This is a genomic window from Mangrovicoccus algicola (assembly GCF_014903745.1).
Taxonomy (GTDB): Bacteria; Pseudomonadota; Alphaproteobacteria; order Rhodobacterales; family Rhodobacteraceae; genus Mangrovicoccus; species Mangrovicoccus algicola.
In genome coordinates this window covers 1-22,569 of the sequence record NZ_JACVXA010000060.1, presented here as the reverse complement: position 1 = coordinate 22,569, position 22,569 = coordinate 1, and the positions used below count along the sequence as shown (strand labels likewise).

Annotated in this window: 24 protein-coding genes and 1 riboswitch; of the genes, 8 read left to right on the top strand and 16 right to left on the bottom strand. The window is 68.8% G+C overall.

The window, feature by feature from the left end:
* Nucleotides 1-2: 2 nt before the first annotated feature.
* The 9 genes from ICN82_RS16660 to fabA all read right to left on the bottom strand — a co-directional run bounded on the left by ICN82_RS16660 (nt 3) and on the right by fabA (nt 7,354).
* The gene (locus ICN82_RS16660) at nt 3-995 is read right to left on the bottom strand and encodes a hypothetical protein (protein WP_193184969.1); all 993 of its coding nucleotides are present in this window, start codon (nt 993-995) and stop codon (nt 3-5) included.
* The gene (locus tag ICN82_RS16655) at nt 992-1,633 is read right to left on the bottom strand and encodes a SpoIIE family protein phosphatase (RefSeq protein WP_193184966.1); all 642 of its coding nucleotides are present in this window, start codon (nt 1,631-1,633) and stop codon (nt 992-994) included. Before ICN82_RS16655 ends, ICN82_RS16660 begins: the two co-directional genes overlap by 4 nt.
* On the bottom strand, nt 1,618-2,037 hold the full coding sequence (locus ICN82_RS16650) for an anti-sigma regulatory factor (RefSeq protein ID WP_193184963.1): 420 nt from the start codon (nt 2,035-2,037) through the stop codon (nt 1,618-1,620). The genes ICN82_RS16655 and ICN82_RS16650 overlap by 16 nt, the downstream gene beginning before the upstream one ends.
* Nucleotides 2,034-2,399: an STAS domain-containing protein gene (locus ICN82_RS16645; RefSeq protein ID WP_193184960.1), complete on the bottom strand. Its 366-nt coding sequence runs from the start codon at nt 2,397-2,399 to the stop codon at nt 2,034-2,036. Before ICN82_RS16645 ends, ICN82_RS16650 begins: the two co-directional genes overlap by 4 nt.
* Nucleotides 2,396-3,304 (bottom strand): protoglobin domain-containing protein, encoded by a 909-nt coding sequence (locus tag ICN82_RS16640; protein ID WP_193184956.1) that lies wholly within the window; start codon nt 3,302-3,304, stop codon nt 2,396-2,398. Before ICN82_RS16640 ends, ICN82_RS16645 begins: the two co-directional genes overlap by 4 nt.
* Nucleotides 3,305-3,400: 96 nt before the next feature.
* Nucleotides 3,401-4,612 (bottom strand): acyl-CoA dehydrogenase, encoded by a 1,212-nt coding sequence (locus tag ICN82_RS16635; protein ID WP_193184953.1) that lies wholly within the window; start codon nt 4,610-4,612, stop codon nt 3,401-3,403.
* A gap of 177 nt (nt 4,613-4,789) precedes the next feature.
* Entirely contained in the window at nt 4,790-5,578 is a 789-nt protein-coding gene (locus tag ICN82_RS16630) for an enoyl-ACP reductase FabI (RefSeq protein ID WP_193184950.1), read from the bottom strand.
* 5 nt (nt 5,579-5,583) lie between these two features.
* Nucleotides 5,584-6,810, bottom strand: a complete 1,227-nt coding sequence (gene fabB / locus ICN82_RS16625; RefSeq protein ID WP_193184947.1) for a beta-ketoacyl-ACP synthase I — start codon at nt 6,808-6,810, stop codon at nt 5,584-5,586.
* A 37-nt stretch (nt 6,811-6,847) separates the two neighbouring features.
* Entirely contained in the window at nt 6,848-7,354 is a 507-nt protein-coding gene (gene fabA / locus ICN82_RS16620; RefSeq protein ID WP_193184944.1) for a bifunctional 3-hydroxydecanoyl-ACP dehydratase/trans-2-decenoyl-ACP isomerase, read from the bottom strand.
* A 158-nt stretch (nt 7,355-7,512) separates the two neighbouring features.
* Between fabA and irrA the strand changes: the two genes are divergently transcribed.
* From irrA to metK, 8 genes are all read left to right on the top strand, one after another.
* Nucleotides 7,513-7,950 carry an iron response transcriptional regulator IrrA gene (gene irrA, locus ICN82_RS16615; RefSeq protein ID WP_193184942.1) on the top strand — a complete coding sequence of 146 codons (438 nt, stop codon included), beginning with the start codon at nt 7,513-7,515 and terminating at the stop codon, nt 7,948-7,950.
* A gap of 10 nt (nt 7,951-7,960) precedes the next feature.
* The gene (locus ICN82_RS16610) at nt 7,961-8,590 is read left to right on the top strand and encodes a lysozyme inhibitor LprI family protein (protein ID WP_193184940.1); all 630 of its coding nucleotides are present in this window, start codon (nt 7,961-7,963) and stop codon (nt 8,588-8,590) included.
* 83 nt (nt 8,591-8,673) lie between these two features.
* Entirely contained in the window at nt 8,674-9,999 is a 1,326-nt protein-coding gene (gene miaB / locus ICN82_RS16605; protein WP_193184937.1) for a tRNA (N6-isopentenyl adenosine(37)-C2)-methylthiotransferase MiaB, read from the top strand.
* Between the two features lie 266 nt (nt 10,000-10,265).
* Nucleotides 10,266-11,282 carry a PhoH family protein gene (locus ICN82_RS16600; protein WP_407943769.1) on the top strand — a complete coding sequence of 339 codons (1,017 nt, stop codon included), beginning with the start codon at nt 10,266-10,268 and terminating at the stop codon, nt 11,280-11,282.
* The gene (gene ybeY, locus ICN82_RS16595; RefSeq protein WP_193184931.1) at nt 11,266-11,787 is read left to right on the top strand and encodes an rRNA maturation RNase YbeY; all 522 of its coding nucleotides are present in this window, start codon (nt 11,266-11,268) and stop codon (nt 11,785-11,787) included. The genes ICN82_RS16600 and ybeY overlap by 17 nt, the downstream gene beginning before the upstream one ends.
* A gap of 5 nt (nt 11,788-11,792) precedes the next feature.
* On the top strand, nt 11,793-12,689 hold the full coding sequence (locus ICN82_RS16590; RefSeq protein WP_193184928.1) for a hemolysin family protein: 897 nt from the start codon (nt 11,793-11,795) through the stop codon (nt 12,687-12,689).
* Entirely contained in the window at nt 12,667-14,229 is a 1,563-nt protein-coding gene (gene lnt / locus ICN82_RS16585) for an apolipoprotein N-acyltransferase (protein ID WP_193184925.1), read from the top strand. Before ICN82_RS16590 ends, lnt begins: the two co-directional genes overlap by 23 nt.
* Nucleotides 14,230-14,275: 46 nt before the next feature.
* Nucleotides 14,276-14,325, top strand: a riboswitch (SAM-SAH riboswitch).
* Between the two features lie 6 nt (nt 14,326-14,331).
* Entirely contained in the window at nt 14,332-15,513 is a 1,182-nt protein-coding gene (gene metK, locus ICN82_RS16580) for a methionine adenosyltransferase (protein ID WP_193184922.1), read from the top strand.
* A 220-nt stretch (nt 15,514-15,733) separates the two neighbouring features.
* Here the strand turns inward: metK and ICN82_RS16575 are convergent, their stop codons facing one another.
* The 7 genes from ICN82_RS16575 to ICN82_RS16545 all read right to left on the bottom strand — a co-directional run.
* Nucleotides 15,734-16,183 (bottom strand): NUDIX hydrolase, encoded by a 450-nt coding sequence (locus ICN82_RS16575; protein ID WP_193184919.1) that lies wholly within the window; start codon nt 16,181-16,183, stop codon nt 15,734-15,736.
* Between the two features lie 93 nt (nt 16,184-16,276).
* On the bottom strand, nt 16,277-16,972 hold the full coding sequence (urtE, locus tag ICN82_RS16570; protein WP_193184917.1) for an urea ABC transporter ATP-binding subunit UrtE: 696 nt from the start codon (nt 16,970-16,972) through the stop codon (nt 16,277-16,279).
* A gap of 26 nt (nt 16,973-16,998) precedes the next feature.
* A complete protein-coding gene (urtD, locus tag ICN82_RS16565) occupies nt 16,999-17,736 on the bottom strand; it encodes an urea ABC transporter ATP-binding protein UrtD (protein WP_193184914.1) in 738 nt (245 codons plus the stop codon).
* Nucleotides 17,733-18,836, bottom strand: coding sequence for an urea ABC transporter permease subunit UrtC (gene urtC, locus ICN82_RS16560; RefSeq protein ID WP_407943768.1), 1,104 nt, complete (start codon nt 18,834-18,836; stop codon nt 17,733-17,735). Before urtC ends, urtD begins: the two co-directional genes overlap by 4 nt.
* A gap of 205 nt (nt 18,837-19,041) precedes the next feature.
* Nucleotides 19,042-20,643: an urea ABC transporter permease subunit UrtB gene (gene urtB / locus ICN82_RS16555; RefSeq protein WP_193184909.1), complete on the bottom strand. Its 1,602-nt coding sequence runs from the start codon at nt 20,641-20,643 to the stop codon at nt 19,042-19,044.
* Nucleotides 20,644-20,762: 119 nt separating this feature from the next.
* Nucleotides 20,763-22,040, bottom strand: a complete 1,278-nt coding sequence (gene urtA / locus ICN82_RS16550; RefSeq protein WP_193184906.1) for an urea ABC transporter substrate-binding protein — start codon at nt 22,038-22,040, stop codon at nt 20,763-20,765.
* A gap of 343 nt (nt 22,041-22,383) precedes the next feature.
* The coding region (locus ICN82_RS16545) for an adenosylcobinamide-GDP ribazoletransferase (protein ID WP_193184903.1) at nt 22,384-22,569 on the bottom strand (186 nt) is incomplete at its 5' end.

Sequence of the window (22,569 nt, the reverse complement as noted above, 5' to 3'; positions counted from 1 at the left end):
CTTCAGGGCGGTTCCGCGGCCAGGGGCAGGGTCAGGCGGATGCCGGACGCGGGATCCGCGCTTTCCAGCAGTCCCCCCTGCGCGGCGAGGATCGCCCGGCACAGCGCAAGGGGCGGGTCTCCGTTCGGCGGGAGGCGCGGCGTGGGCCTCGCCGTCAGGATCAGGCGCGCCGACGCGGCATCGGTCTCGACGGCCACCGTCACCTGTGGCGCGGGGCGGCAGTCGGCGGGCTGAAGCACTTGTCGGCACAGCAGCCGAAGGGCCAGCCACAGCTGCGCGGGGCGCCCGGCGATCACGGGCAGCTCCCCCTGGGTCCGGGCTTCGGGGAGGGCGCGGGCCAGCAGGTCAGAAAGCGGCACGGAGGCGGGCGGGGATGGCTGGAACCCCTCGATCACCTCCTCGAGAAACCCGCGGAATTGCCCGGGCGGCTCGGCGCGGTCCGGGGCGGGGGCGCCGGAGGGCGGGACCACTGCAGCGTCCTGGATGACGACAGCCTGGCGCAGATCGGTGGCCAGCGCCCGCACAAACCCCTCCGCCCCGGGCCCGGCCGCGGCGGGTGGCGCGGCGGCGGCCATGGCCTGGCGCATGCGGCGCTGGACCTCCGCTTCCAGCCGGTCCCGCTCCCGTCGAAGCGCAAAGCTCGCCTGGCGCAGCTCCGTCTCGGCGCGCTGCCGTTCCTCGGCCTCGCGCCGCAGCTGGCCGATCGTGTCCAGATGGCCGCGCAGCGCCATGTCGTAGACGCTCAGCGCCTCGATCAGGAAATCGTCGTTGCGCACCGACCGGCGGGGCAGGGGCCCGACGGCCTCCTGGTGGATTTCGCACAGCGCCGTCAGCGAGATCCCGAGCGCCATGCCCCCGCGCGCTAGGTGGAAGGCCGCGACAAGGTCGGTTTCGTCGCCCTGCCCGGCATAGGCGGCGAGGGCGGCCGCATAATCGGCGCTGAATTCGGACAGGCGCGCGGCGGGAGCGGCTTGGCCGGGGACATCGATGCTCATCGCGGATCCTCCAGCTGCAGGACCAGCGCCAGGCTGTCATCACCGGGGCGTGCGGCGCGGTGCAACATGGCACGGGCCGCCTGCGACGGGTCGCGCTCCGGCCAGAGCGCATCGACAAAGCTGCGGCCCACGCCATCTGTCACCATGGCCAGCAGGTCCCCCGGGCCGAGGGGGCATGTCTGCGGCCGGGGATCCGGCGGCGTGCTGCCCAGCATTCCGCCCTGACGCGGCATGCACAGGCGCGCGCCCGCGCCCGTCGGACCGGGGCGGATCAGCACCGCGTCGATATCGCCGATCGCCGCCCAGACCAGTCGCCCGGCGGCCTGGTCGATCACGGCAATCCCCAGCGCGGCGCCGCGCGTTCCGGCGAGACCCGCGTGACAGGCCGCGAAGATTTCCGCGGGATCCGGCGGAAGCGTTCCGCTGATCGCCTCGAGCCCGGCCGCGGCGGCGGCTGCCGCGGGCCGGCCCGATCCGGCGCCGTCGATCACCGCCGCCAGAAACCGGCCGCCGGACAGCCGGCGCAGCAGGTAGCCGTCGCCGGAGACATCGCCCGGCCGTTTGGGCCGTGCCGCGACGGCCCAGCCGAATGCGGCGCCGTCGGCGGCGACGCGGCCGCTGTCTAGCAGGAGGTCCATTTGGTCACCGTCACGGTCACGCCCTGCCCGGGGGCGGAGCGGATGTCGAAATCGTCCATGATGCGGCGCGTCCCGGGCAGGCCCAGGCCCAGGCTGTTGCCCGTGGAATACCCGTCGCGCAGGGCCGCCTCCAGATCGGGAATGCCGGGGCCCTGATCCTCGGCAATGATGCGCAATCCGATGCGGCGCGGCTGCTGCACGGCCCGGCACGAAAGCCGCCCCGTCCCGGCATAGGAGACGATGTTGCGCGTCAGTTCAGAGATGGCGGTCGCGATCAGCGCCTGTTCCGGCCGGCTGAACCCGATCTCGGAGGCCATCAGGCGCCCCGCCTGCCGCGCTGCCACGATATCGCCGTCGCGCGCGATGCGCAGCACCTGTTCGGCGGGCAGGACCGGCGGGCTCATTCCCCCGCCCCGGTCAGCAGGGCCAGCCCGGTCTCCAGGTCGCGCGCCGTGGCCACCCCGGTCAGGGTCAGGCCCATGAGGACCATGGAAAAGGCGACATCCGGCTGTATGCCCACGATGGCCAGCCGCGCGCCGCGCAGCTGCACCGCGGCGGCCATGTCGGCCAGCGTCCGGGTGCCGAAGCTGTCCAGCACATCGAGGGCGCTGACATCGACGATGACCCCGGTGGCGCGGTGACGGATCACGTCCCGGAGGATGTCGGATTGAAGCCCGAGGATGTCGCTGTCGCCCAGGGCCTCCTGCAGGCTGGCGATCAGCACCCGCCCCTGGCGCAAAATGGCGACCCGGCCGGCCACCTTCATCCCTCCATCAGCCGTTCGGCGATCTCGATTCCGTGCTGGAGGTCGCCGGCCGTGTGCAGGGCTTCGCTGGTGACGCCGATCTTGACCAGCGCCTGCGCCACCTCTGCCGACAGGCCGGTCAGGACGGCCGTTGCCCCCATCAGCCGGGCGGCGGTCATGGTCTGGATCAGATGGCTGGCGACGGCGCTGTCGACGGCGGCGACCCCGGTAATGTCCAGCACCACCGCCCGCGCGCGCAGGTCGCGGATCCGTTCCAGCACGCGGACGGTCAGGTTGCGGGCGCGGAAACTGTCCAGCGTGCCCACGACCGGGATCAGCAGAAGGCCGTCGCGCAGCTGCAGCACCGGGGTGGGCAATTCGCTCATCTCGCGTTCGCGCTGCTCGATCGCCGCCTCGCGCGTGTCGACATAGGTTTCCAGCGCCAGCGCCATGTCGAAATGGGCGATCTTGTTCAGCGACAGCAGCAGCGAGACGGCGCGGGCCGGGTCGTCCTGCATCCTGTCCATCACCATATGGCCGAGACTGTGCAGGTAATAGGCATAGGCCCCGACATAGAGCGTCGGCGTCACCCCGGCGCGTTCGTGGATGAGCCCGATGCGGCGGCGGTTGGCCACGTATTCGTCATCCAGCGCGGCGGCGACCAGTTCGCGGAAATAGCGCAGCTGCCCCTGCTTGACGCGGGCGATCTGGTCGTCGTCGCGGAAATGCCGCCGGGCGCCTTCGAAGCTCAGCAGGTGGCGATAGAAATCCTCGATAATCGGTTCGGCCAGCTCGTCGGCTGTGGCCGCCAGAGCCTCGGCCCGGCTGCGATCGGTTTCGGTGATGTCGAACCAGCGCAGCTGTTCATCGGTGGCCGGACGAAGCCTGTCCGCCCGGGGGGCGGAGGAGGCGATGATATCGCTCATGTCACGTTCCGTCTGTTCCTTCTGCGGCCAGCATGGGGCGCGAAGGCATAACGAAACGTGAACCTTCCCCGGAAATGACGCCGGGGCCGCGAAGGATCAGAAGAAGGCCTGCAGTCCGGTCTGCGCGCGGCCCAGGATTAGCGCATGGATGTCATGCGTGCCCTCGTAGGTGTTCACGGTTTCCAGGTTCACCATGTGCCGGATGACGTGAAATTCCTCGGAGATGCCGTTGCCGCCATGCATGTCGCGGGCCATCCGCGCGATGTCCAGCGCCTTGCCGCAATTGTTGCGCTTCATCAGGCTGATGAGCTCCGGCGCGGCGCTGCCATCCTCCATCATCCGCCCCAGCCGCAGCGCCCCCTGCAGCCCCAGCGCGATCTCGGTCTGCATGTCGGCCAGCTTCTTCTGGTAAAGCTGCGTCTGGGCCAGCGGGCGGCCGAACTGGCGCCGGTCCATGCCATAGCGATGCGCGCGCAGCCAGCAATCCTCGGCCGCGCCCATGGCCCCCCACGAAATGCCGTAGCGGGCGCGGTTGAGGCAGCCGAAGGGGCCCTTCAGCCCCTCGACGCCTGGCAGGAGCGCGTCTTCGCCCACCTCGACCCCGTCCATCACGATTTCTCCCGTCACCGAGGCCCGCAGGCTGAGCTTGCCGCCGATCTTGGGGGCGGAGAGGCCCTTCATGCCCTTCTCCAGCACGAAGCCGCGGATCCGGCCGTCATGCGCCGCGGATTTCGCCCAGACGACGAAGACATCGGCGATGGGGGCATTGGAGATCCACATTTTTGAGCCGGTCAGCCGATAGCCCTCCGCGGTCTTCTCGGCGCGGGTCTTCATGCCGCCGGGGTCGGATCCGGCATCGGGTTCGGTCAGCCCGAAGGCGCCGATCAGCGTTCCCGCGGCCAGCCCCGGCAGGTAGCGCGCCTTCTGCGCCTCGGAGCCATAGGCATGGATCGGGTACATCACCAGCGAGGACTGCACCGACATCATCGACCGGTAGCCGGAATCCACCCGCTCCACCTCGCGCGCGATCAGCCCGTAGGCGACATAGCCCGCGCCCAGCCCGCCATATTCCTCGGGAATGGTGACGCCCAGGAGCCCGGCCCCGCCCATCTCGGCAAAGATCTCGGGCTCCACGCTTTCCTCGCGGTTGGCGCGGGTGATCCTGGAGGCCAGCCGGTCATCGGCAAAGGCGCGGGCCGCGTCGCGCAGCATCCGCTCCTCCTCGCTCAGCTGCGCGTCCAGATGGAAGGGATCCTGCCAGGAAAACGGCGAGAGCGACGGGCCGCGGCCCTGGGCGTGGTCTTTCATCCGGATGTCCTCCGCTTCGGATTCGGCCCGAGCCTATCCCCGGCGCAGGCGGGACGGAAGGCCCGCCCGCAGCGGGGCCGGCGGCAGGCCGGGGCAGGGCCGGAAAGACAGGCGCCGCCCGCGCCGGATGATGCGGCGGGGCGGCGCGGATGGCGGCGGCGCGGGCGGCGCCGGTGCTCAGAGATTCTCCGGCTGCGGCATGCCCAGCACGTGATAGCCGCCATCGACGGTGATGATCTCGCCGGTGGTGCAGGCGCCCATGTCCGAGGCCAGGTAGACGGCGGTCCCGCCGATCGCCTCCAGCGTCGCATTGGCGCGCAGCGGCGCGTTGGCCTCGGTGGCGCGATAGGTCTTGCGCGCGCCGCCGATCGCGGCACCGGCCAGGGTCTTCATCGGGCCGGGGCTGATCGCGTTGACGCGGATCCCCTGCGGGCCCAGGTCGTTGGCGAGATAGCGCACCGAGGATTCCAGCGCCGCCTTGGCCACGCCCATCACGTTGTAGAACGGCGTCACCTTGTTGGACCCCTGATAGGTGAGGGTCAGGATCGTGCCGCCTTCGGCCATCAGCGGCGCGGCGCGGCGCGACAGGTCGATCAGCGAATAGCACGAGATGGTCAGCGAGTTCTGGAAATTCGCGCGGCTGGTATTGATGAACCGCCCGGCAAGCTCGGTCTTGTCCGAGAACGCGATGGCGTGGACCAGGAAATCCATCTTGCCCCAGCGGTCGCCGATCCGGGCGAAGGCGGCGTCCATGCTGTCATCGCTGGTGACATCCACATCCATCAGGAAGTCCGAGCCGACGCTGGCCGCCAGCGGGGCGACGCGCTTGCCGAAGGCATCGCCTTGGTAGGAGAAGGCGAGCTCCGCCCCCTCCGCCGCCAGGGCCCTGGCAATCCCCCAGGCGATGGAACGGTCATTGGCGACCCCCATCACAAGGCCGCGTTTTCCGTTCATCAGCTCTGGCATCTGGCTTACCCGTGGTACTTGCTAAAGATCATGGAGGCGTTGGTGCCGCCGAAGCCGAAGCTGTTGGTCAGCGCCGAATCGATATCGACCCCCTCCCGGGTTTCGGTGAGGATCTCGCCGGGCCGGATCGCCGGGTCCAGCTCGGTGATGTTGGCCGAGGCCTGCAGGAACCGGTTCCGCATCATCAGCAGCGTGTAGACCGATTCCAGCACGCCGGTGGCGCCCTGGCTGTGGCCCGCCAGCGATTTCGAGGAGGAGATCGGCGGCGTGCTGCCCTCGCCGAAAACGGCGCGCACGGCCTCCACCTCGGTCACGTCGCCCGCCGGGGTCGAGGTGCCGTGGGCGTTGATGTAGCCGACCTTGCGCTCGCCGATCGTGGCCAGCGCCTGGCGCATCGCCCGCGCGCCGCCCTCGCCGGAGGGGGCGACCATGTCGGCCCCGTCGGAGGTGGCGCCATAGCCGGTGATCTCGGCATAGATCTGGGCGCCGCGGGCCTTGGCGTGCTCAAGCTCCTCCAGCACCAGGATGCCGCCGCCGCCGGAGATGACGAACCCGTCGCGGGTCGCGTCGAAGGGACGGGAGGCGGTTTCGGGCGTGTCGTTGTATTTCGAGGACATCGCGCCCATCGCGTCGAAGAGGCAGGACAGCGTCCAGTCCACTTCCTCGCCGCCGCCGGCGAACATCACGTCCTGCTTGCCCATCTGGATCTGCTCGGCGGCATTGCCGATGCAGTGCAGCGAGGTGGAGCAGGCCGAGGTGATGGAATAGTTCAGTCCCTTGATCTTGTAGGAGGTGGCCAGGTTCGCCGAAACCGTGGAGGACATGCATTTGGGCACGGCGAAAGGGCCGATCCGCTTGGTCGCGCCGGATTTCTTGACGCTTTCATGCGCCAGCAGCATGGCCGAGGTCGACGGCCCGCCCGAGCCCGCGATCAGGCCGGTGCGTTCGTTGGAGACATCCGCCTCCTCCAGCCCCGCATCGGCGATGGCCTGGCGCATGGCCAGATAGGCATAGGCCGAACCCGGACCCATGAAGCGCAGCGCGCGCTTGTCGACATGCTCCGACAGCTCGATCTGCGGGATCGCCGCGACCTGGCTGCGGAAGCCCATCTCTGCATAGGTTTCCTCGCGGCGCACGCCGGACCGGCCGGTGCGCAGGCTCTGGGTGACCTCGTCTGCGGTGATCCCCAGCGGGGAGATCACGCCCAGACCTGTGATGACGACGCGGCGCATCCTCGTGGTCCTTCTCTTTTGGGGCCGGAACGGGCGATCAGTCGGTGAAAAGGCCGACCTTCATGCCGGTGGCGGTGTAGATATGCTTGCCGTCGGCGAAGATCCGGCCATCGGCAATCCCGAGTTTCAGCTTGCGGTCCATGACCCGCGTGAAATCGACCTGGTAGACGATCTGCTTGGTCGCGGGGGTGATCATGTCGGTGAACTTCACCTCGCCGACGCCGAGCGCGCGGCCGCGCCCCAGCATCCCGCGCCAGCCAAGGTTGAACCCGGTCAGCTGCCACAGCCCGTCAAGTCCGAGGCAGCCGGGCATCACCGGGTCGCCGGGGAAGTGGCACTTGAAGAACCACAGGTCGGGATGGATGTCGAATTCGGCGGTGACATGGCCCTTGCCATGCTCGCCGCGATCGGCGGAGATGTCGGTGACGCGGTCCATCATCAGCATCGGCGGTTCGGGCAGCTGGGGGTTGCCGGGCCCGAAAAGCTCGCCGCGCGCGCATTTCAGCAGGCCGTCCTTGTCGAACTGCGTTGGATGATCGACCATGCTGTCTCCCCTTGTCGTCCATTTCTTAGGTTGCACCCTCTAGCACCCCTGTTCGCAAGAGGGCAAGGGGAGCCGGCATCCTGCCCGCAGCGGGGGAAATTGTTTGCAGAAACGGTGGTCTCTGACATATATGATCGGGCAAGGAGATGTACGTAACCATGCCGAAGACGCAAGCAGACCGGGCTGGAACCTGGCTCAGCCGGGCAGGGCTGCGCCCCACCCGCCAGCGGATGACGCTCGCCACGCTCTTGGTCGGCGACGGAGAACACCGCCACGTCACTGCCGAAAGCCTGTATTCCCTCGCGCTGGAACGCGGCGAGAAGGTGGCGCTGGCAACCGTGTACAACACGTTGCGCGCCTTCTGCGATGCCGGGCTGGTCCATGAGGTGACGGTCGACGGCTCGAAGAGCTATTTCGACACGCGCACCGACGACCATCCGCATTTCTACTGGGAAAACTCGTCCAACCTGACCGACGCCCCCGCCGCGGACATGACCATCGCGCACCTGCCCGAGCCGCCCGCGGGGATGGAGATCGCCAAGGTCGACGTGGTGATCCGCCTGCGGCCCAGGGCTGCGGGCGAGACCGGGGCCTGAGCGCGCGCGCATGTCGGTCGACGGAGTGTTCCTGCGCTTGGTCCCGGCGGTGCTGATCTCGCTCATGCCGCTTGCCGGTGCCGCGCAGGAAGGCCCGTCCTTCGACTGCGCCATGGCGGCGGGCGCCGCGGAGGAGGCGGTCTGCGCCGATCCGGTGCTGGCCGGTCTCGACCGGGCGCTGGAGGCACGCTACGCCGCCGCGATGCAGGCTGCCGATCGGCAGGATGCCGGGGCGGAGGCCGCCATGGCGGAGCTGCGCGCCACCCAGAGGGGCTGGATCAAGGGGCGGGACGCGTGCTGGAAGGCCGGGGATCCCGGCGCCTGCATCGCCGAGGCCTACCGCACGCGCAGCGCGAAACTGGTCGCGCTGTGGGGGCTGGAGCCCGCCACTGGCATGACGCGCTGGATCTGCGGCGACAGCGAGGCCAACGAGGTGATCACGACCTATTTCGCCACCGACCCGCCCTCGCTGCGCTTCGAGCAGGGGGATGCCGTGGATGCCGGGATCCAGGCGCGCACCGCCTCCGGCGCCCGCTATGACGGCAGGGCGGGCCGCTTCATCTGGATGAAGGGCGAGGCCGCGACCTATCGCGATGCCGGGGCCGACCAGCCGGAGCAGGGCTGCCGCGCCGCGCCCTGAGCCGGGCGTTGCGGAGGGCGGGCTTTGCGTGTAGGGACCCCCAATCCGCCCGATAAGCTGCCCAGATCTCCCGAGGTGCCGTCATGGCCGAGCCGAAGAAGCTTTTTATCAAGACCTATGGCTGTCAGATGAACGTCTATGACAGCGAGCGCATGGCCGAGGCCATGGGCGGTCAGGGCTATGTCACCACCGACACGCCCGACGATGCGGACATGATCCTGCTGAACACCTGCCATATCCGCGAGAAGGCCGCCGAGAAGGTCTATTCCGAACTCGGCCGGTTCAAGCCGCTGAAGAAGGCGAAGCCGGATCTGAAGATCGGTGTCGCGGGCTGCGTCGCGCAGGCGGAAGGCGCCGAGATCATGGCGCGCCAGCCGCTGGTCGACCTGGTCGTCGGGCCGCAGAGCTATCACCGCCTGCCGCAGCTGGAGGCGGAGGCGCGCAAGGGCCGCAAGGCGCTTGATACCGATTTCCCCGAAGAGCTGAAATTCGACCACCTGGCCAAACGTCCCAAGGCGCGCCGCGCGCCGACGGCCTTCCTGACGGTCCAGGAGGGCTGCGACAAGTTCTGCGCCTTCTGCGTGGTCCCCTATACCCGCGGTGCCGAGGTCAGCCGTCCCGTGGCCCGCGTGCTGGAGGAGGCGCGCGACCTGGTGGAGCGCGGCGTGCGCGAGATCACGCTGCTGGGCCAGAACGTCAATGCCTATCACGGCGATGCCGAGGGCGGCGCCTGGGGGCTGGCGCGGCTGATCCGCAACCTGGCGGAAATCGACGGGCTCGACCGCATCCGGTTCACCACCTCGCATCCCAACGACATGGAGGACGACCTGATCGCCGCCCATGGCGACTGCGCCAAGCTGATGCCCTATCTGCATCTGCCGGTGCAGTCGGGATCGGACCGCATCCTCAAGGCGATGAACCGCAAGCACACGGCCGCCGCCTATGCCGAGCTGATCGCGCGCATCCGCAGCGCGCGGCCGGACCTGCTGCTGTCGGGCGATTTCATCGTCGGCTTCCCCGGCGAGACCGAGGAGGATTTCCAAGACACGCTGCGGCTGGTCGAGCAGGTCCGCTACGGCCAGGCCTACTCCTTCAAATATTCGCCGCGCCCCGGCACCCCCGCCGCCGAAAGGGAGGCGAAGATGGTGCCCGCGGATGTGGCCTCCGACCGGCTGGCGCGGCTGCAGGCGCTGCTGAACCGCCAGCAGATGGACCATCAGCAGGCGATGGTCGGGCGCACGGCCTCGGTGCTCTTCGAGAAGGCGGGCCGCATGGAGGGGCAGCTGGTGGGCAAGTCCGAATACCTGCAGGCGGTCCATGTCGATGCGCCCGAAAGCCTGATCGGCCAGATCGCGCGGGTCGAGATCACCGAGGCCGGTCCGAACTCCCTGGGCGGACGGCTGCTCTAGGCGCCGTCCCGCCGCGGCGGAAGCCGCGGCCTCCCGCCGGCCGTTCTGCCTGTTTTTGCGGCAGGGGCGGGTCTCGCGCCGCGCGGCGGCGCGCCGCAGGCGGCGACGGCCCCGGTCGTTTCCCCCGCAATCCTGCTGTGCTGACCGAGACTTGGCGTTGTTTCGGCCGCCATCCACCATATGTTGCAAATTGATGAAGTTTCGTCCCGCCCCTTGCCAGCGCGCCGCCGGGGGGGCAGGCTTCCTTCAGGATCAAGCCCGAGGAGATCTGCTTGCCGCACGAAGTCCTGTCCCCGCCCGCTGAACATGACGTGCCGGAGATCGTACTGGAATATCCCGACAACCGATTGCTTGTCGAACTTTGCGGCGAATTCGACCGCAACCTCTCGCAGGTGGAACATGCGTTGCAGCTGCAGATCATCCGCCGCGGCAACCAGCTGGTCCTGATGGGCGAGCCCCATGCGCGGCTCAGGGGGATGGAGGTGCTGGACACGCTCTACCTGCGCCTGGAGAAGGGGCAGCATATCGAGCCCGGCGATATCGACGGCGCGCTGCGGCTGGGCCAGGGCTCCGCCGGCGAGACGGGCGACGGCCAGATGGAGATGTTCGCCGCCTCCGATGTCGAGATCGAGACCCGCAAGAAGACCGTCCGCCCCCGCACGGAGGCGCAGAAGGCCTATGTCAAGGCGCTGTTCCGCCACGAACTCGCCTTCGGCATCGGCCCGGCCGGTACCGGCAAGACCTATCTGGCGGTGGCGGCCGGGGTGAACATGATGATCACCGGCCAGGTCGACAAGATGATCCTCAGCCGCCCGGCGGTGGAGGCGGGCGAGAGGCTCGGCTTCCTGCCCGGCGACATGAAGGACAAGGTCGATCCCTACATGCAGCCGCTCTATGACGCGCTGAACGATTTCTTCCCGGCCAAGCAGGTCCAGAAGATGCTGGAGGAGAAGAAGATCGAGATCGCGCCGCTGGCCTTCATGCGCGGACGGACCCTGTCGAATGCCTTCGTGGTGCTCGACGAGGCGCAGAACGCCACCACCATGCAGATGAAGATGTTCCTCACCCGGCTGGGCGAGGGGTCGCGCATGGTCATCACGGGCGACCGCAGCCAGGTGGACCTGCCGCGCGGCGTCACCTCGGGCCTGCGCGAGGCGGAAACCCTGCTTGGAAAGGTGCAGGGCATCTCGTTCAATTACTTCACCTCCAAGGATGTGGTGCGGCACCCTCTGGTGGCGCGCATCATTGAGGCGTATGACGCGGCGGATGAACGATCCGGTTGACATAGTCATAGAGCATGCCCCCTGGGAAACCGCGGGGCTGGACGGGCTTGCCGCGCAGGCGGCCCGTGCGACCCTGTCGCGGCTGGGGCTGGACCCCGCCGCGCATGAGATCTGCGTGCTGGCCTGCGACGATGCCCGCATCGCGGCGCTGAACGCGGATTTCCGCGGCAAGCCCGCGGCCACCAACGTGCTGAGCTGGCCCGCGAGCGAGCTGGGCGCCGAGACGCCGGGCGCGATGCCCGAGCTGGAGGCGGCCGGGCCGGAGCTGGGCGATATCGCCATCGCCTGGGAGACCTGCCTTGCCGAGGCCGAGGCGATGGGCAAGCCCCTGGACGACCATCTGCGGCACCTGATGGTGCACGGGATCCTGCACCTTCTGGGCTTCGATCATGTCCGCGACGAAGACGCCGCATTGATGGAGGGGCTGGAAGTGGAGATACTGGGTGGAATGGGCCTCGCCAATCCCTATCTGCTGGATGGTGCAGAAGAGGCTTTTGACGGATAGTGACAATGTCTGATGCCGAAGGGGTGCAGCTCCCTTCCGACGATCCCGCAGGGATCGACCCCGACGAACCCGGCGTGCTTGCACGCCTCCTCAATCGCTGGCGCAAGGGCGATGGGGAGGAGGATGACGGCGCTGCGCAGGACGGTCCGCCCGGCGGCGTTCCGAACGGCCCCGCCGTGCCGGGCCTGTCCAACCTGCGCCGCATGCGCGTGGAGGATGTCGCCGTCCCGGTCGTCGAGATCGTGGCCGTCGATCTGGCGATTTCGCTGGAAGAGCTGATCCGCATCTTCCGCGAAAGCGGGTTTTCCCGGCTGCCGGTCTATGACGGCACCCTCGATACGCCGCTGGGCATGGTCCATCTCAAGGACGTGGCGCTGCATTACGGGTTCAACGGGCATAGCGACGACGAATTCGATCTGCGCGCCATCCTGCGTCCCATCCTCTATGCCCCGCCCTCCATGCCGATCGGCGTTCTGCTGCAGAAGATGCAGTCGCAGCGGCGCCACATGGCGCTGGTGATCGACGAATACGGCGGCACGGACGGGCTTCTGACCATCGAGGACCTGATCGAGCAGGTGATCGGCGAGATCGAGGACGAGCATGACGAGGTCGAGGCGGATCCCTGGCGGCAGGAATCCCCGGGAAGCTTCATCGCGCTGGCCCGCGCGCCGCTGCCGGAATTCGAGGCGGCGATCGGGCGGCGCCTGTCCGGGCCGGATTTCGAGGAGGAGGTCGACACGCTGGGCGGGCTGGTCTTCATCCTGACCGGCCGCGTGCCCGCGCGGGGCGAGATCGTCCCGCATCCGCAGGCGGCGGTGGAATTCGACATCCTCGATGCCGACCCGCGGACCATCAAGAGGATGCGGGTGCGGCTGCTCGATGATCGCCCGGGCGAGGACTGAGGTCTCGGACCTTCTGGAGACGGCGGATCGCAGGCCCTGGGTCGCGCGTCTTCTGATGCTGTGCCTCGGCGCCGTCATGGCGCTGGGGCTGGCCCCGTTCAAGCTGCCGCTTGTGACGGTGCTGGCGCTGGCCCTCGCGCTGAGGATGCATGCCCGCGCCCCCGGCCGCCGCCAGGGCGCATGGCTGGGCTGGATGCTGGGCTGCGGCTATTTCCTGCTGGCGTTGCAATGGATCGTCGAGCCCTTCCTCGTCGATGCCCCGCGCTATGGCTGGATGGCCCCCTTCGCGATCCTGCTGATGGCGGGGGGGCTGGCGCTGTTCTGGGCCGGGGCCTTCGCGCTGTCCTGGGCGATGGGGCCCGGCGACGGGCCGCGGCGCGGCCTTGCCGCCGTCATCGCGCTGACCCTGGCGGAGATGCTCCGCTCGCAGATCTTCACCGGGTTCCCCTGGGCGCTGGTCGGCTCGGTCTGGGTCGATCACCCGATCGGCCAGCTGGCCGCGATTTCCGGGACCCACGGGCTGACCTTCTTCACCGGCTGCCTCGCGGTGGGTGTGCTGACCCTGTCGGTCTGGCGGGCCTCGCGCCGGGCGCTTCTGGGATCGGGGCTGGCGGTGCTGGCCTGGTGCGGCGGCACGCTGCTCGGCGAGGGCATGGTGGCGCGCTACGATGCCCGCGCCCTGCCGCCGGGCCCGGTCGTCCGGGTGGTCCAGCCCAACGAGACCCAGGCCCTGAAATGGAAGCCCGAGATGATCCCGGTCTACTGGCAGCGGAAGCTGGATCTGACCGCCGCCCATGCCGGGCCGCCGCCCGACGTGGTCATCTGGCCCGAAGTCTCGCTGCCCTACCTGCTGGATCCCCGGGGCCCGCCCGACGAGCGCATCGCCGAGGCTGCGGGCGGCGTGCCGGTCATCCTGGGGGCGCAGCGCTTCGCGGGGCAGGACCTGCGCAACTCGCTTGCCGTGATCGAACCGGATGGCCGCGTCGGCGCGGTCTACGACAAGTTCCACCTCGTGCCCTTCGGAGAGTACTTTCCCGGCGGAAAGCTGGCCGCGGCGCTGGGGCTGCGGGGGCTTGCCACGGACATGCTGGGCGGCTTCACCCCCGGGCCGGGGCCCGAGGTGCTGGATCTGGGGCCGCTGGGCGAGGTCCTGCCGCTGATCTGCTACGAGGCGATCTTTCCGCGCCACGCCGCCACGCGCGGAATGGCGCGGCCCGACTGGATCGTGCAGATCACCAATGACGCCTGGTTCGGGCAGATGTCGGGCCCGGCCCAGCATCTGGACCAGGCGCGGCTGCGGGCGATCGAGCAGGGGCTGCCGCTGGTGCGCGCGGCCAATACCGGGATTTCCGCGATCATCGACCCCAAGGGGCGCGTGCTCGACAGCCTGCCGCTGGACACGTCGGGGGTGATCACCCGGGCACTGCCCGGGGCGACGGGGCCCACGCCCTATGCCCGCACGGGCAACCTTCCGCTGATCGTGCTGCTGGCGGGGCTGGGTCTCTGGATCCTGCGCGGCACGATCCTTTCAAGACGCTGATATTTTTCGTTTGCCTTTGGGCAGGGCGCGGCGTAACCGCGTGGAACCGCCGCCACAACGGCTTCCTGGCGTGGCGGATGTAACCCCAATGGAGCACGCCCGATGTCGCGTAAAAACTATATCTTCACCTCAGAATCCGTCTCCGAAGGTCATCCCGACAAGGTCTGCGACCGGATCTCGGATGCGGTTCTCGATGCGCTGATCGCCGAGGAACCCGAGGCGCGCGTCGCCTGCGAGACCTTCGCCACGACCGACCGCGTCGTGATCGGCGGCGAGATCGGGCTGTCCGACCAGCAGAAGCTGCATGGCTACATGGAGCATGTCGACCGCATCGTGCGCGACTGCATCCGCGATATCGGCTACGAGCAGGAGAAATTCCACCACGAGACGGTGGAGATCACCAACCTCCTGCACGAACAGTCGGCCCATATCGCGCAGGGCGTGAACGCGGCGGGCAACAAGGACGAGGGTGCCGGCGACCAGGGCATCATGTTCGGCTATGCCGTCAACGAGACGCCCGAGCTGATGCCCGCGCCGATCCTCTATGCCCACAAGATCCTCAAGCGCCTGGCCGAGGCGCGCAAGTCCGGCGAGGCGCCGGTGCTGGGACCGGATGCGAAATCGCAGCTGACCGTGCGCTACGAGGACGGCATCCCGGTGGAGCTGGCCTCGCTGGTCCTGTCGACCCAGCACCTGGACGAGACCATGACCTCCGAGGATGTGCGCGAGGTGGTTGCCCCCTTCATCCGCGAGGTCCTGCCCGAGGGCTGGCTGCGCGACACGACCAAATGGTGGGTGAACCCGACCGGGAAATTCGTCATCGGCGGCCCCGATGGCGATGCCGGGCTGACCGGGCGCAAGATCATCGTCGACACCTATGGCGGCGCGGCGCCCCATGGCGGCGGTGCCTTCTCGGGCAAGGATCCGACCAAGGTGGACCGTTCGGCCGCCTATGCGGCGCGCTACCTGGCCAAGAACGTCGTGGCGGCGGGGCTGGCGCATCGCTGCACCATCCAGCTGAGCTATGCGATCGGGGTCAGCGAGCCGCTGTCGATCTATTGCAATACCGATGGCACGGGCACGGTCGACGAGGCGCTGATCGAGGCGGCGATCCCGAAGCTCATGGACCTGACCCCGCGCGGCATCCGCACGCATCTGGACCTGAACCGGCCGATCTACGAACGCACGGCCGCCTACGGGCATTTCGGCCGCGCCCCCGAGGCCGATGGCGGGTTCTCCTGGGAGCGCACCGACCTGGCCGAGGCCCTGGCCGCGGCGATCTGAGCCGACGGGGCAGCAGGCGCCACCCGTCCTGCCGCGCCGGGTACTGGGCCGGGGGGGCATCGGAAACCGGTACTGCCGGACCCGGACCGGAACGGATCGCGGGCGGCTGCGCTCCGGCCCGACCCGGCGCGCGATGCGCGGCCGCTCATAGCCGTTCAGGACCGGCGTTGCGGATCGCGGCGTCCGGTCCGCGGCGGCCATGCTGGCCGGAGGCGGTCTTTCAGGGCCGCCCGCGCCCCAGGGCGACTGCCGCATCCGCGAGGCCCGCAAGGTCGAGGAAGATCAGGCGCAGTTCCGGCTCCTGCACCATGGTCGCGGCCTTCCCGGCCGAGACCCAGCGCCGCTTGCGCTGCTTGCGTTCCTTCCAGCGCTTCTTCAGGCCGGTGACGATCATCGGGTAGACATCGACGCGGCAGGGCAGAACGCTGCCATCCCCGAGCCGCTTGTCATAACCGTAGCTGCCCAGCGGCGTGTCGCGGATCGTGCCGATCGCCCCGGCCTCTTCCAGCGCCTCGATCTTCGCGGCGGTCCAGGGTTTCTTGCCATCCATGGGCCAGCCCTTCGGCACGACCCACCGCCCGGTATCGCGCGATGTCACGAGAAGCACCCGCGTCCCGGGCTTGCCGTGCAGCGCGATCGGCAGTGCGGCGATCTGTCTCGTCTCCTCCATGCCCCGTCCTATCCTGTCGCGACGGCAGGGGGAAGGCCGGATCTCCCGCCCCGGTCGGGACGGGGGCGGGCGGCAGCGCCGCGGCGGCGGCGCTCACACGGTCATCATGCCGCGGATTTCCTCCTCGTTCATCTCGGCGCGGGTGCCGGCCTTGATGATCTGGCCGCGCTCCATGACGTGGAACGTGTCGCAGAGGTCGCGCGCGAAGTCGAAATACTGCTCCACCAGCAGGATCGCCATGTCGCCCCGGTCGCGGAGATAGGCGATGGCGCGGCCGATATCCTGGATCACCGAGGGCTGGATCCCCTCGGTCGGCTCGTCGAGCACCAGAAGCCGCGGTTTCATCACCATGGCGCGGCCGATGGCGAGCTGCTGCTGCTGCCCGCCAGACAGGTCGCCGCCGCGCCGTCCCAGCATCTGGCGGAGCACCGGGAAAAGCTCGAACACCTCGTCGGGCACCTTGCGCTGTCCCCGCGGCAGGATCGAGAAGCCGGTTTCCAGGTTCTCCTGCACGGTCAGGAGGGGAAAGATCTCGCGGCCCTGCGGCACCGAGGCGATCCCGGCGCGGGCGCGCAGGTCGGCCCGCATCCGCGAAATGTCCTGCCCTTCCCATTCGATCGCGCCGCCCGAGATGGATTGCCGTCCCACGATGGATTTCAGCAGGGTCGTCTTGCCGACGCCGTTGCGCCCCAGGACGGTGGTGACGCGGCCCGGCGCCGCGGTCAGGCTCACGCCGCGCAGCGCCTGGGCGGCGCCGTAATGCAGGTCGACGGTCTTGACTTCAAGCATGGGCCTGGTCCTTCCGGGAATTGCGCTCAGCGGCCAAGATACACCTCGATCACCTGTTCGTTGGCCGAGACATGGTCGAGCGAGCCCTCGGCCAGCACATGGCCCTGGTGCAGCACCGTCACCCGGCAATCGAGCGCGCGGACGAAATCCATGTCGTGTTCCACCACGATGACCGTGTGCCTGCCGGCGATCTGGCGCAGCAGCTCGGCGGTGCGCATGGTCTCGGCATCGGTCATGCCGGCCGCCGGTTCGTCGACCAGCAGAAGCTCGGGATCCTGCGCCAGGAGCATGCCGATCTCCAGCCACTGCTTCTGTCCGTGGCTGAGATCGCCGGCCATCCAGCCCGCCACATGGGAGAGCTTCACCAGCTCCAGCAGCTCGCCGATGCGCCTGGTATCCTCGGCCGAGCGGCGGTGGAAGAGCGTCGCCCAGACCGAGCGGTCCTCCTTCAGCGCCAGCGCGATGTTGTCCTCGACCGTCTGGGTCTCGAACACGGTGGGCTTCTGGAACTTGCGGCCGATCCCAAGCCGGGCCGATCCGGCCTCGTCGGTGCGGGTCAGGTCGACCGACTGGTTCCACATCACGCGGCCCGTATCGGGCCGGGTCTTGCCGGTTATGATGTCCATCATGGTGGTCTTGCCCGCGCCGTTCGGTCCGATGATGGCGCGCAGCTCGCCTTTCTCCACCGCCAGGGACAGGTCGTTGATCGCCTTGAAGCCGTCGAAGCTGCGATTCACGCCGTCGAGCAGAAGCTGGGTGCTCATGCGCTTGCCTCCTTTGCGGCTGCCCCGGGCCCGGCCTTGCGGCCCAGGCGGCTTTCGATCAGGCCGAGCACGCCGTCGGGCAGGAAGATGGTGACGAAGACGAAGAGCCCGCCGAGGGCGAAGAGCCAGAGCTCGGGAAACCACGAGGTGAACAGCGTCTGGGCGATGCCGACGATGATCGCGCCCATCGCGGCGCCGACCAGCGTGCCGCGCCCGCCGAGCGCCACCCAGATGACGATGCCGATGGAATTGGCCGGGGAGAATTCGCCGGGATTGATGATGCCGACCTGCGGGACGTAGAGCGCGCCCGCGAGCCCCGCCATCATGGCGGAGACCACGAAGACGAAGAGCTTGTACTCCTCCACGCGGTAGCCGATGAAGCGCGTCCGGCTCTCGGCGTCGCGGATCGCGATCAGCACCTTGCCGAGCTTCGACGAGGTGATCGCCTTGGACACCAGCAGCCCGGCGGCCAGCGCGAGGGCGGAGAGCACGAAGAGCCCGGCGCGGGTGCTGTCGGCCTGCAGGCTGAAGCCCAGGACATCCTTGAAGTCGGTCAGGCCGTTATAGCCGCCGAAGCCCATCTCGTTGCGGAAGAAGGCGAGCATCAGCGCATAGGTCATCGCCTGGGTGATGATCGACAGGTAGACGCCGGTGACGCGCGAGCGGAAGGCGAACCAGCCGAAGACGAAGGCCAGAAGGCCGGGAACCAGCAGCGCCATGGCCAGCGCAAAGCCGAACATGTCGAATCCCAGCCAGTACCAGGGCAGGCTGTCCCAGTTCAGGAAGACCATGAAATCCGGCAGGACCGGGTTGGCATAGACGCCGCGCGCGCCGATTTCGCGCATCAAGTGCATCCCCATCGCGTAGCCGCCGAGCGCGAAGAACGCGCCGTGGCCGAGCGAGAGGATGCCGCAATACCCCCAGACGAGGTCGAGGGCGACGGCAAGGAGCGCGTAGCACAGGTACTTGCCCAAGAGCGCCACGATATAGGAGGGGACCGGCTGGCCGGCCATGGCGAGATTGCCGACAGGGATGGCGACGGTGAGAAGGAAGAGGCCGGCAAGGAAGATCCCCATGCGGCGGTCGACGAGGTTCAGCACGGGATGTCTCCTGACCATGCGGAGGGGGCCGGACCGCGGAGGCATCGAGCCTCCGCGGTCCGGGCCGCGGTGACCCGCGGCGGCACTGGCGACGGATGGCGGCGCAGGGGACGGGCCGGGTCGATGTCCCCGCCGGCGCGGAAGCGACGGCCGCAGCGGGGGGGCTCGATGCCCCCCCGCTGCGGGCTGGTGGCCGGGCGGGACCTCATGCGTCCACCGCCCGGCCGCGCACCGCGAAGAGGCCGCGCGGGCGTTTCTGGATGAAGAGGATGATGAAGACGAGCACCAGGATCTTGGCCAGCACCGCCCCGGTCCAGGGTTCGAGGAACTTGTTGGCGATGCCCAGGCTGAAGGCCCCGGCGAGCGTGCCCCAGATGTTCCCGGCGCCTCCGAAGACCACCACCATGAAGCTGTCGACGATGTAGCTCTGGCCGAGATTCGGCGAGACATTGTCGATCTGGCTCAGCGCCACGCCTGCCAGCCCGGCGATGCCCGCCCCCAGCCCGAAGGTCATGGCGTCGACCCAGCCGGTGCGGATGCCCATGTTCGATGCCATGGCCCGGTTCTGCGTCACCGCCCGCATCTGCAGCCCGATCGGGGTCTTCTTCAGCACGAAGAGCAGCACCGCGAAGACCGCCAGCGCGAAGACCAGGATCCACAGCCGGTTCCAGGTGACCGTCATCTGTCCCAGCTCGAAGGCGCCGGACATGAAGGAGGGGTTGCCGACCTCGCGGTTGTTGGGCCCGAAGATCGAGCGCACCGCCTGCTGCAGCATCAGCGATATCCCCCAGGTGGCCAGAAGCGTCTCCAGGGGGCGGCCGTAGAGAAACCGCACCACGCCGCGCTCGATCGCGACGCCGACGCCGCCCGCCACCGCGAAGGCCAGCGGCGCCGCGATGAGCAGCGACCAGTCGAAGAGGGCGGGGAAGGAGGAGCGGATCGCCTCCTGCACCACGAAGGTCGTGTAGGCGCCGATCATCACCAGCTCGCCATGGGCCATGTTGATCACGCCCATCACGCCGAAGGTGATCGCCAGGCCGATCGCGGCAAGCAGCAGGACCGAGCCCAGCGACAGGCCGAACCACACGTTCTGCGCCAGGCCCCAGAGCCGCTGCATCTGGTCGATATGGCGCACCGCGTCGGACGCGGCCTCCGCCACGGGCCCTTCGGCATCCGCGGCGGCAGCGGCGAGGATGGTCCTTGCCTCGGTATTGCCCATCTCGCTAAGCACCGCGACGGCTTCGAGCTGCGCGGCCTCCGGCGCGGCCCCCTCCAGGGCGGCGACGGCGACGGCGCGCGACAGCGCCTCGGCGACCTGCGGGTCGGTCTCTGCGGCCAGGGCTTCCGAGAGGAGCTCGGCCTGGTCCGGATCGGGGCTGCGGAAGGCCGCTTGCGCGGCGGCCAGCCGCCGGGCCGGATCGGGATGGCGCAGCGTCATCGTGCCCATCGCCGCGCGGATGTCGCGGCGCAGGCTGTTATTGACGCGGATCCGCGAAGAGCCGCGCGAGGGCACCTCGCCATAATCCTCGCCGGTGAGGATGTCGGTGGCGAAATCGTCCCGTCCCTCGCTGCGGATCTCGACCACGCGGCCGTTGGAATCCAGGACTTCCAGGTCGCCTTCCAGAAGGGATTCCAGCACCTTCAGCGCGCGGTCGTCGCCGGTGCCGGCGATCTGCGCGACCACGGCGCCGCGGTCGTCATAGCTCCCCTCCGGGAGCGTCGCGACCAGGTCTTCGAGGCTCTGGGCCGCGGCAAGACTGGCGGCGCAGGTGATTGCGGCCGCGAGCAGGACTCGGAGAAGGGCCATGGAGTTCCTTCCGGTTGGAGGCATTTCGGAATGCGGCAACCGGTGGCGGACCGCCGGCTGCCGCGCAGATCAGGACGCGGCGGGCTCGCCCGCCGCGCCGGAAGGCCGACAGCCGCCGTTCACTCGGCGCCGCAGGTCTCGGTCTCGGTGTTGTAATTGCCGCATTCCAGCTCCACCCAGTCGGATTTCAGCGGCGCGGACTCGGGCAGGTAGTCGGACCAGGCATCCCCGGGCACCAGGTCGTCGGTTTCCCAGACGACGTCGAACTGGCCGTCATCCTGGATCTCGCCGACGAAGACCGGCTTGGTGATGTGATGGTTCGGCAGCATGGTGGAGATGCCGCCCGTCAGGTTCGGCGCCTCGGTGCCCGGCAGCGCGGCGATCACCGCGTCGGCATCGGTCGTGCCGGCCTCTTCGACCGCCTTCACCCACATGTTGAAGCCGATGTAATGGGCCTCCATCGGGTCATTGGTGACGCGGTCCTCGTTGCCGATGAACTCCCACCAGCTTTCGATGAAGGCGTCATTCTCGGGCGTGTCGATCGACATGAAGTAGTTCCAGGCCGCGAGGTGGCCGACCAGCGGCGCGGTGTCGAGCCCCGAAAGTTCCTCCTCGCCGACCGAGAAGGCGACGACCGGGATGTCCTCGGCCGAGATGCCCTTGTTGCCGAGCTCCTTGTAGAAGGGCACGTTGGCATCGCCGTTGATGGTGGAGACCACGGCGGTCTTCTTGCCGGCCGAGCCGAATTCGGCGATGTCGGACACGATCGTCTGCCAGTCGGAGTGACCGAAGGGCGTGTAGTTGATCATGATGTCTTCCTCGGCCACGCCCTTGTCCTTCAGGTAGGCTTCGAGGATCTTGTTGGTCGTGCGCGGATAGACATAGTCGGTGCCCGCCAGGACCCAGCGCTCCACGCCCTCGGTCTCGATCAGGTAATCGACTGCCGGGATCGCCTGCTGGTTGGGGGCGGCGCCGGTATAGAACACGTTGCGCTGCGATTCCTCGCCCTCGTACTGCACCGGGTAGAACAGGATCGAGTTCAGCTCCTCGAAGACCGGCAGCACCGATTTGCGGCAGGAGGAGGTCCAGCAGCCGAAGACCACGTCGACGCCGTCGGCCTCGATCAGCTGGCGCGCCTTCTCGTTGGCCAGCGGCCAGTCGGAGGCGATGTCGACCACCACCGGCTCCAGCGTCTTGCCCAGCACGCCGCCGGCCGCGTTCTGCTGCTCGACCAGCATCAGCATCGCGTCCTTGAGCGTGGTCTCGGAGATCGCCATGGTGCCGGAAAGCGAATGCAGGATGCCGACCTTGATCGTGTCCTCCTGCGCCATCGCGGTGGTGCCCATCAGCATCGTCGCCGCGCCAAGGCCGAACAGCGTCCTGGTGAGTTTGGTCATCTTACGTTTCCCCTGAAAATCCGGGTGGATGGGCTGCCGATCCGCGTTGCTGCGCCCGTCATGCCGACATCCCCCGCCATCCCTGTCTTGTGCTGCCCTGCCGGTGCGGCGGGCTTGCCTCCTCGGCGCGGATCCGCGCCATGCAGGGAGGCTTCGCAACAGCGCGGGGCCAACGGAACCGTGAAGCGGATGCGAGCAGGGCGCGCTGTGCGAATTTTGCGGCATCTGCCTGCTGTTTTTGCGATTGTGTACAATCCGTGAGCATATCGTGAATGATCCCGCCCCGGGCTCTGGGCGGATCATTGCCGGTTCCCCGCGGAGGGCGCCCGTTCGCGCGGCAGTCTCAGCCGGCGCCGGTCAGGAGGGCTGCGGACAGGGCCAGAAGGACGATCTCGGTGGTGATCTGAACGGCGCCCAGGACATCCCCGGTCTGCCCGCCCAGCCGGGCGCGGGCCAGCCGGGCGAGCCCCGCCGCCACGACCAGGGCCGCCGCCGCCGCGACCGCCAGCACCGGGCCTGCCGGTTGCAG

Coding starts and splice junctions, on each gene's coding strand:
- ICN82_RS16660 (WP_193184969.1), bottom strand. CDS start 995: ATGAGCATCGATGTCCCCGGCCAAGCCGCTCCCGCCGCGCGCCTGTCC.
- ICN82_RS16655 (WP_193184966.1), bottom strand. CDS start 1,633: ATGGACCTCCTGCTAGACAGCGGCCGCGTCGCCGCCGACGGCGCCGCA.
- ICN82_RS16650 (WP_193184963.1), bottom strand. CDS start 2,037: ATGAGCCCGCCGGTCCTGCCCGCCGAACAGGTGCTGCGCATCGCGCGC.
- ICN82_RS16645 (WP_193184960.1), bottom strand. CDS start 2,399: ATGAAGGTGGCCGGCCGGGTCGCCATTTTGCGCCAGGGGCGGGTGCTG.
- ICN82_RS16640 (WP_193184956.1), bottom strand. CDS start 3,304: ATGAGCGATATCATCGCCTCCTCCGCCCCCCGGGCGGACAGGCTTCGT.
- ICN82_RS16635 (WP_193184953.1), bottom strand. CDS start 4,612: ATGAAAGACCACGCCCAGGGCCGCGGCCCGTCGCTCTCGCCGTTTTCC.
- ICN82_RS16630 (WP_193184950.1), bottom strand. CDS start 5,578: ATGCCAGAGCTGATGAACGGAAAACGCGGCCTTGTGATGGGGGTCGCC.
- fabB (WP_193184947.1), bottom strand. CDS start 6,810: ATGCGCCGCGTCGTCATCACAGGTCTGGGCGTGATCTCCCCGCTGGGG.
- fabA (WP_193184944.1), bottom strand. CDS start 7,354: ATGGTCGATCATCCAACGCAGTTCGACAAGGACGGCCTGCTGAAATGC.
- irrA (WP_193184942.1), top strand. CDS start 7,513: ATGCCGAAGACGCAAGCAGACCGGGCTGGAACCTGGCTCAGCCGGGCA.
- ICN82_RS16610 (WP_193184940.1), top strand. CDS start 7,961: ATGTCGGTCGACGGAGTGTTCCTGCGCTTGGTCCCGGCGGTGCTGATC.
- miaB (WP_193184937.1), top strand. CDS start 8,674: ATGGCCGAGCCGAAGAAGCTTTTTATCAAGACCTATGGCTGTCAGATG.
- ybeY (WP_193184931.1), top strand. CDS start 11,266: ATGAACGATCCGGTTGACATAGTCATAGAGCATGCCCCCTGGGAAACC.
- ICN82_RS16590 (WP_193184928.1), top strand. CDS start 11,793: ATGTCTGATGCCGAAGGGGTGCAGCTCCCTTCCGACGATCCCGCAGGG.
- lnt (WP_193184925.1), top strand. CDS start 12,667: ATGATCGCCCGGGCGAGGACTGAGGTCTCGGACCTTCTGGAGACGGCG.
- metK (WP_193184922.1), top strand. CDS start 14,332: ATGTCGCGTAAAAACTATATCTTCACCTCAGAATCCGTCTCCGAAGGT.
- ICN82_RS16575 (WP_193184919.1), bottom strand. CDS start 16,183: ATGGAGGAGACGAGACAGATCGCCGCACTGCCGATCGCGCTGCACGGC.
- urtE (WP_193184917.1), bottom strand. CDS start 16,972: ATGCTTGAAGTCAAGACCGTCGACCTGCATTACGGCGCCGCCCAGGCG.
- urtD (WP_193184914.1), bottom strand. CDS start 17,736: ATGAGCACCCAGCTTCTGCTCGACGGCGTGAATCGCAGCTTCGACGGC.
- urtB (WP_193184909.1), bottom strand. CDS start 20,643: ATGGCCCTTCTCCGAGTCCTGCTCGCGGCCGCAATCACCTGCGCCGCC.
- urtA (WP_193184906.1), bottom strand. CDS start 22,040: ATGACCAAACTCACCAGGACGCTGTTCGGCCTTGGCGCGGCGACGATG.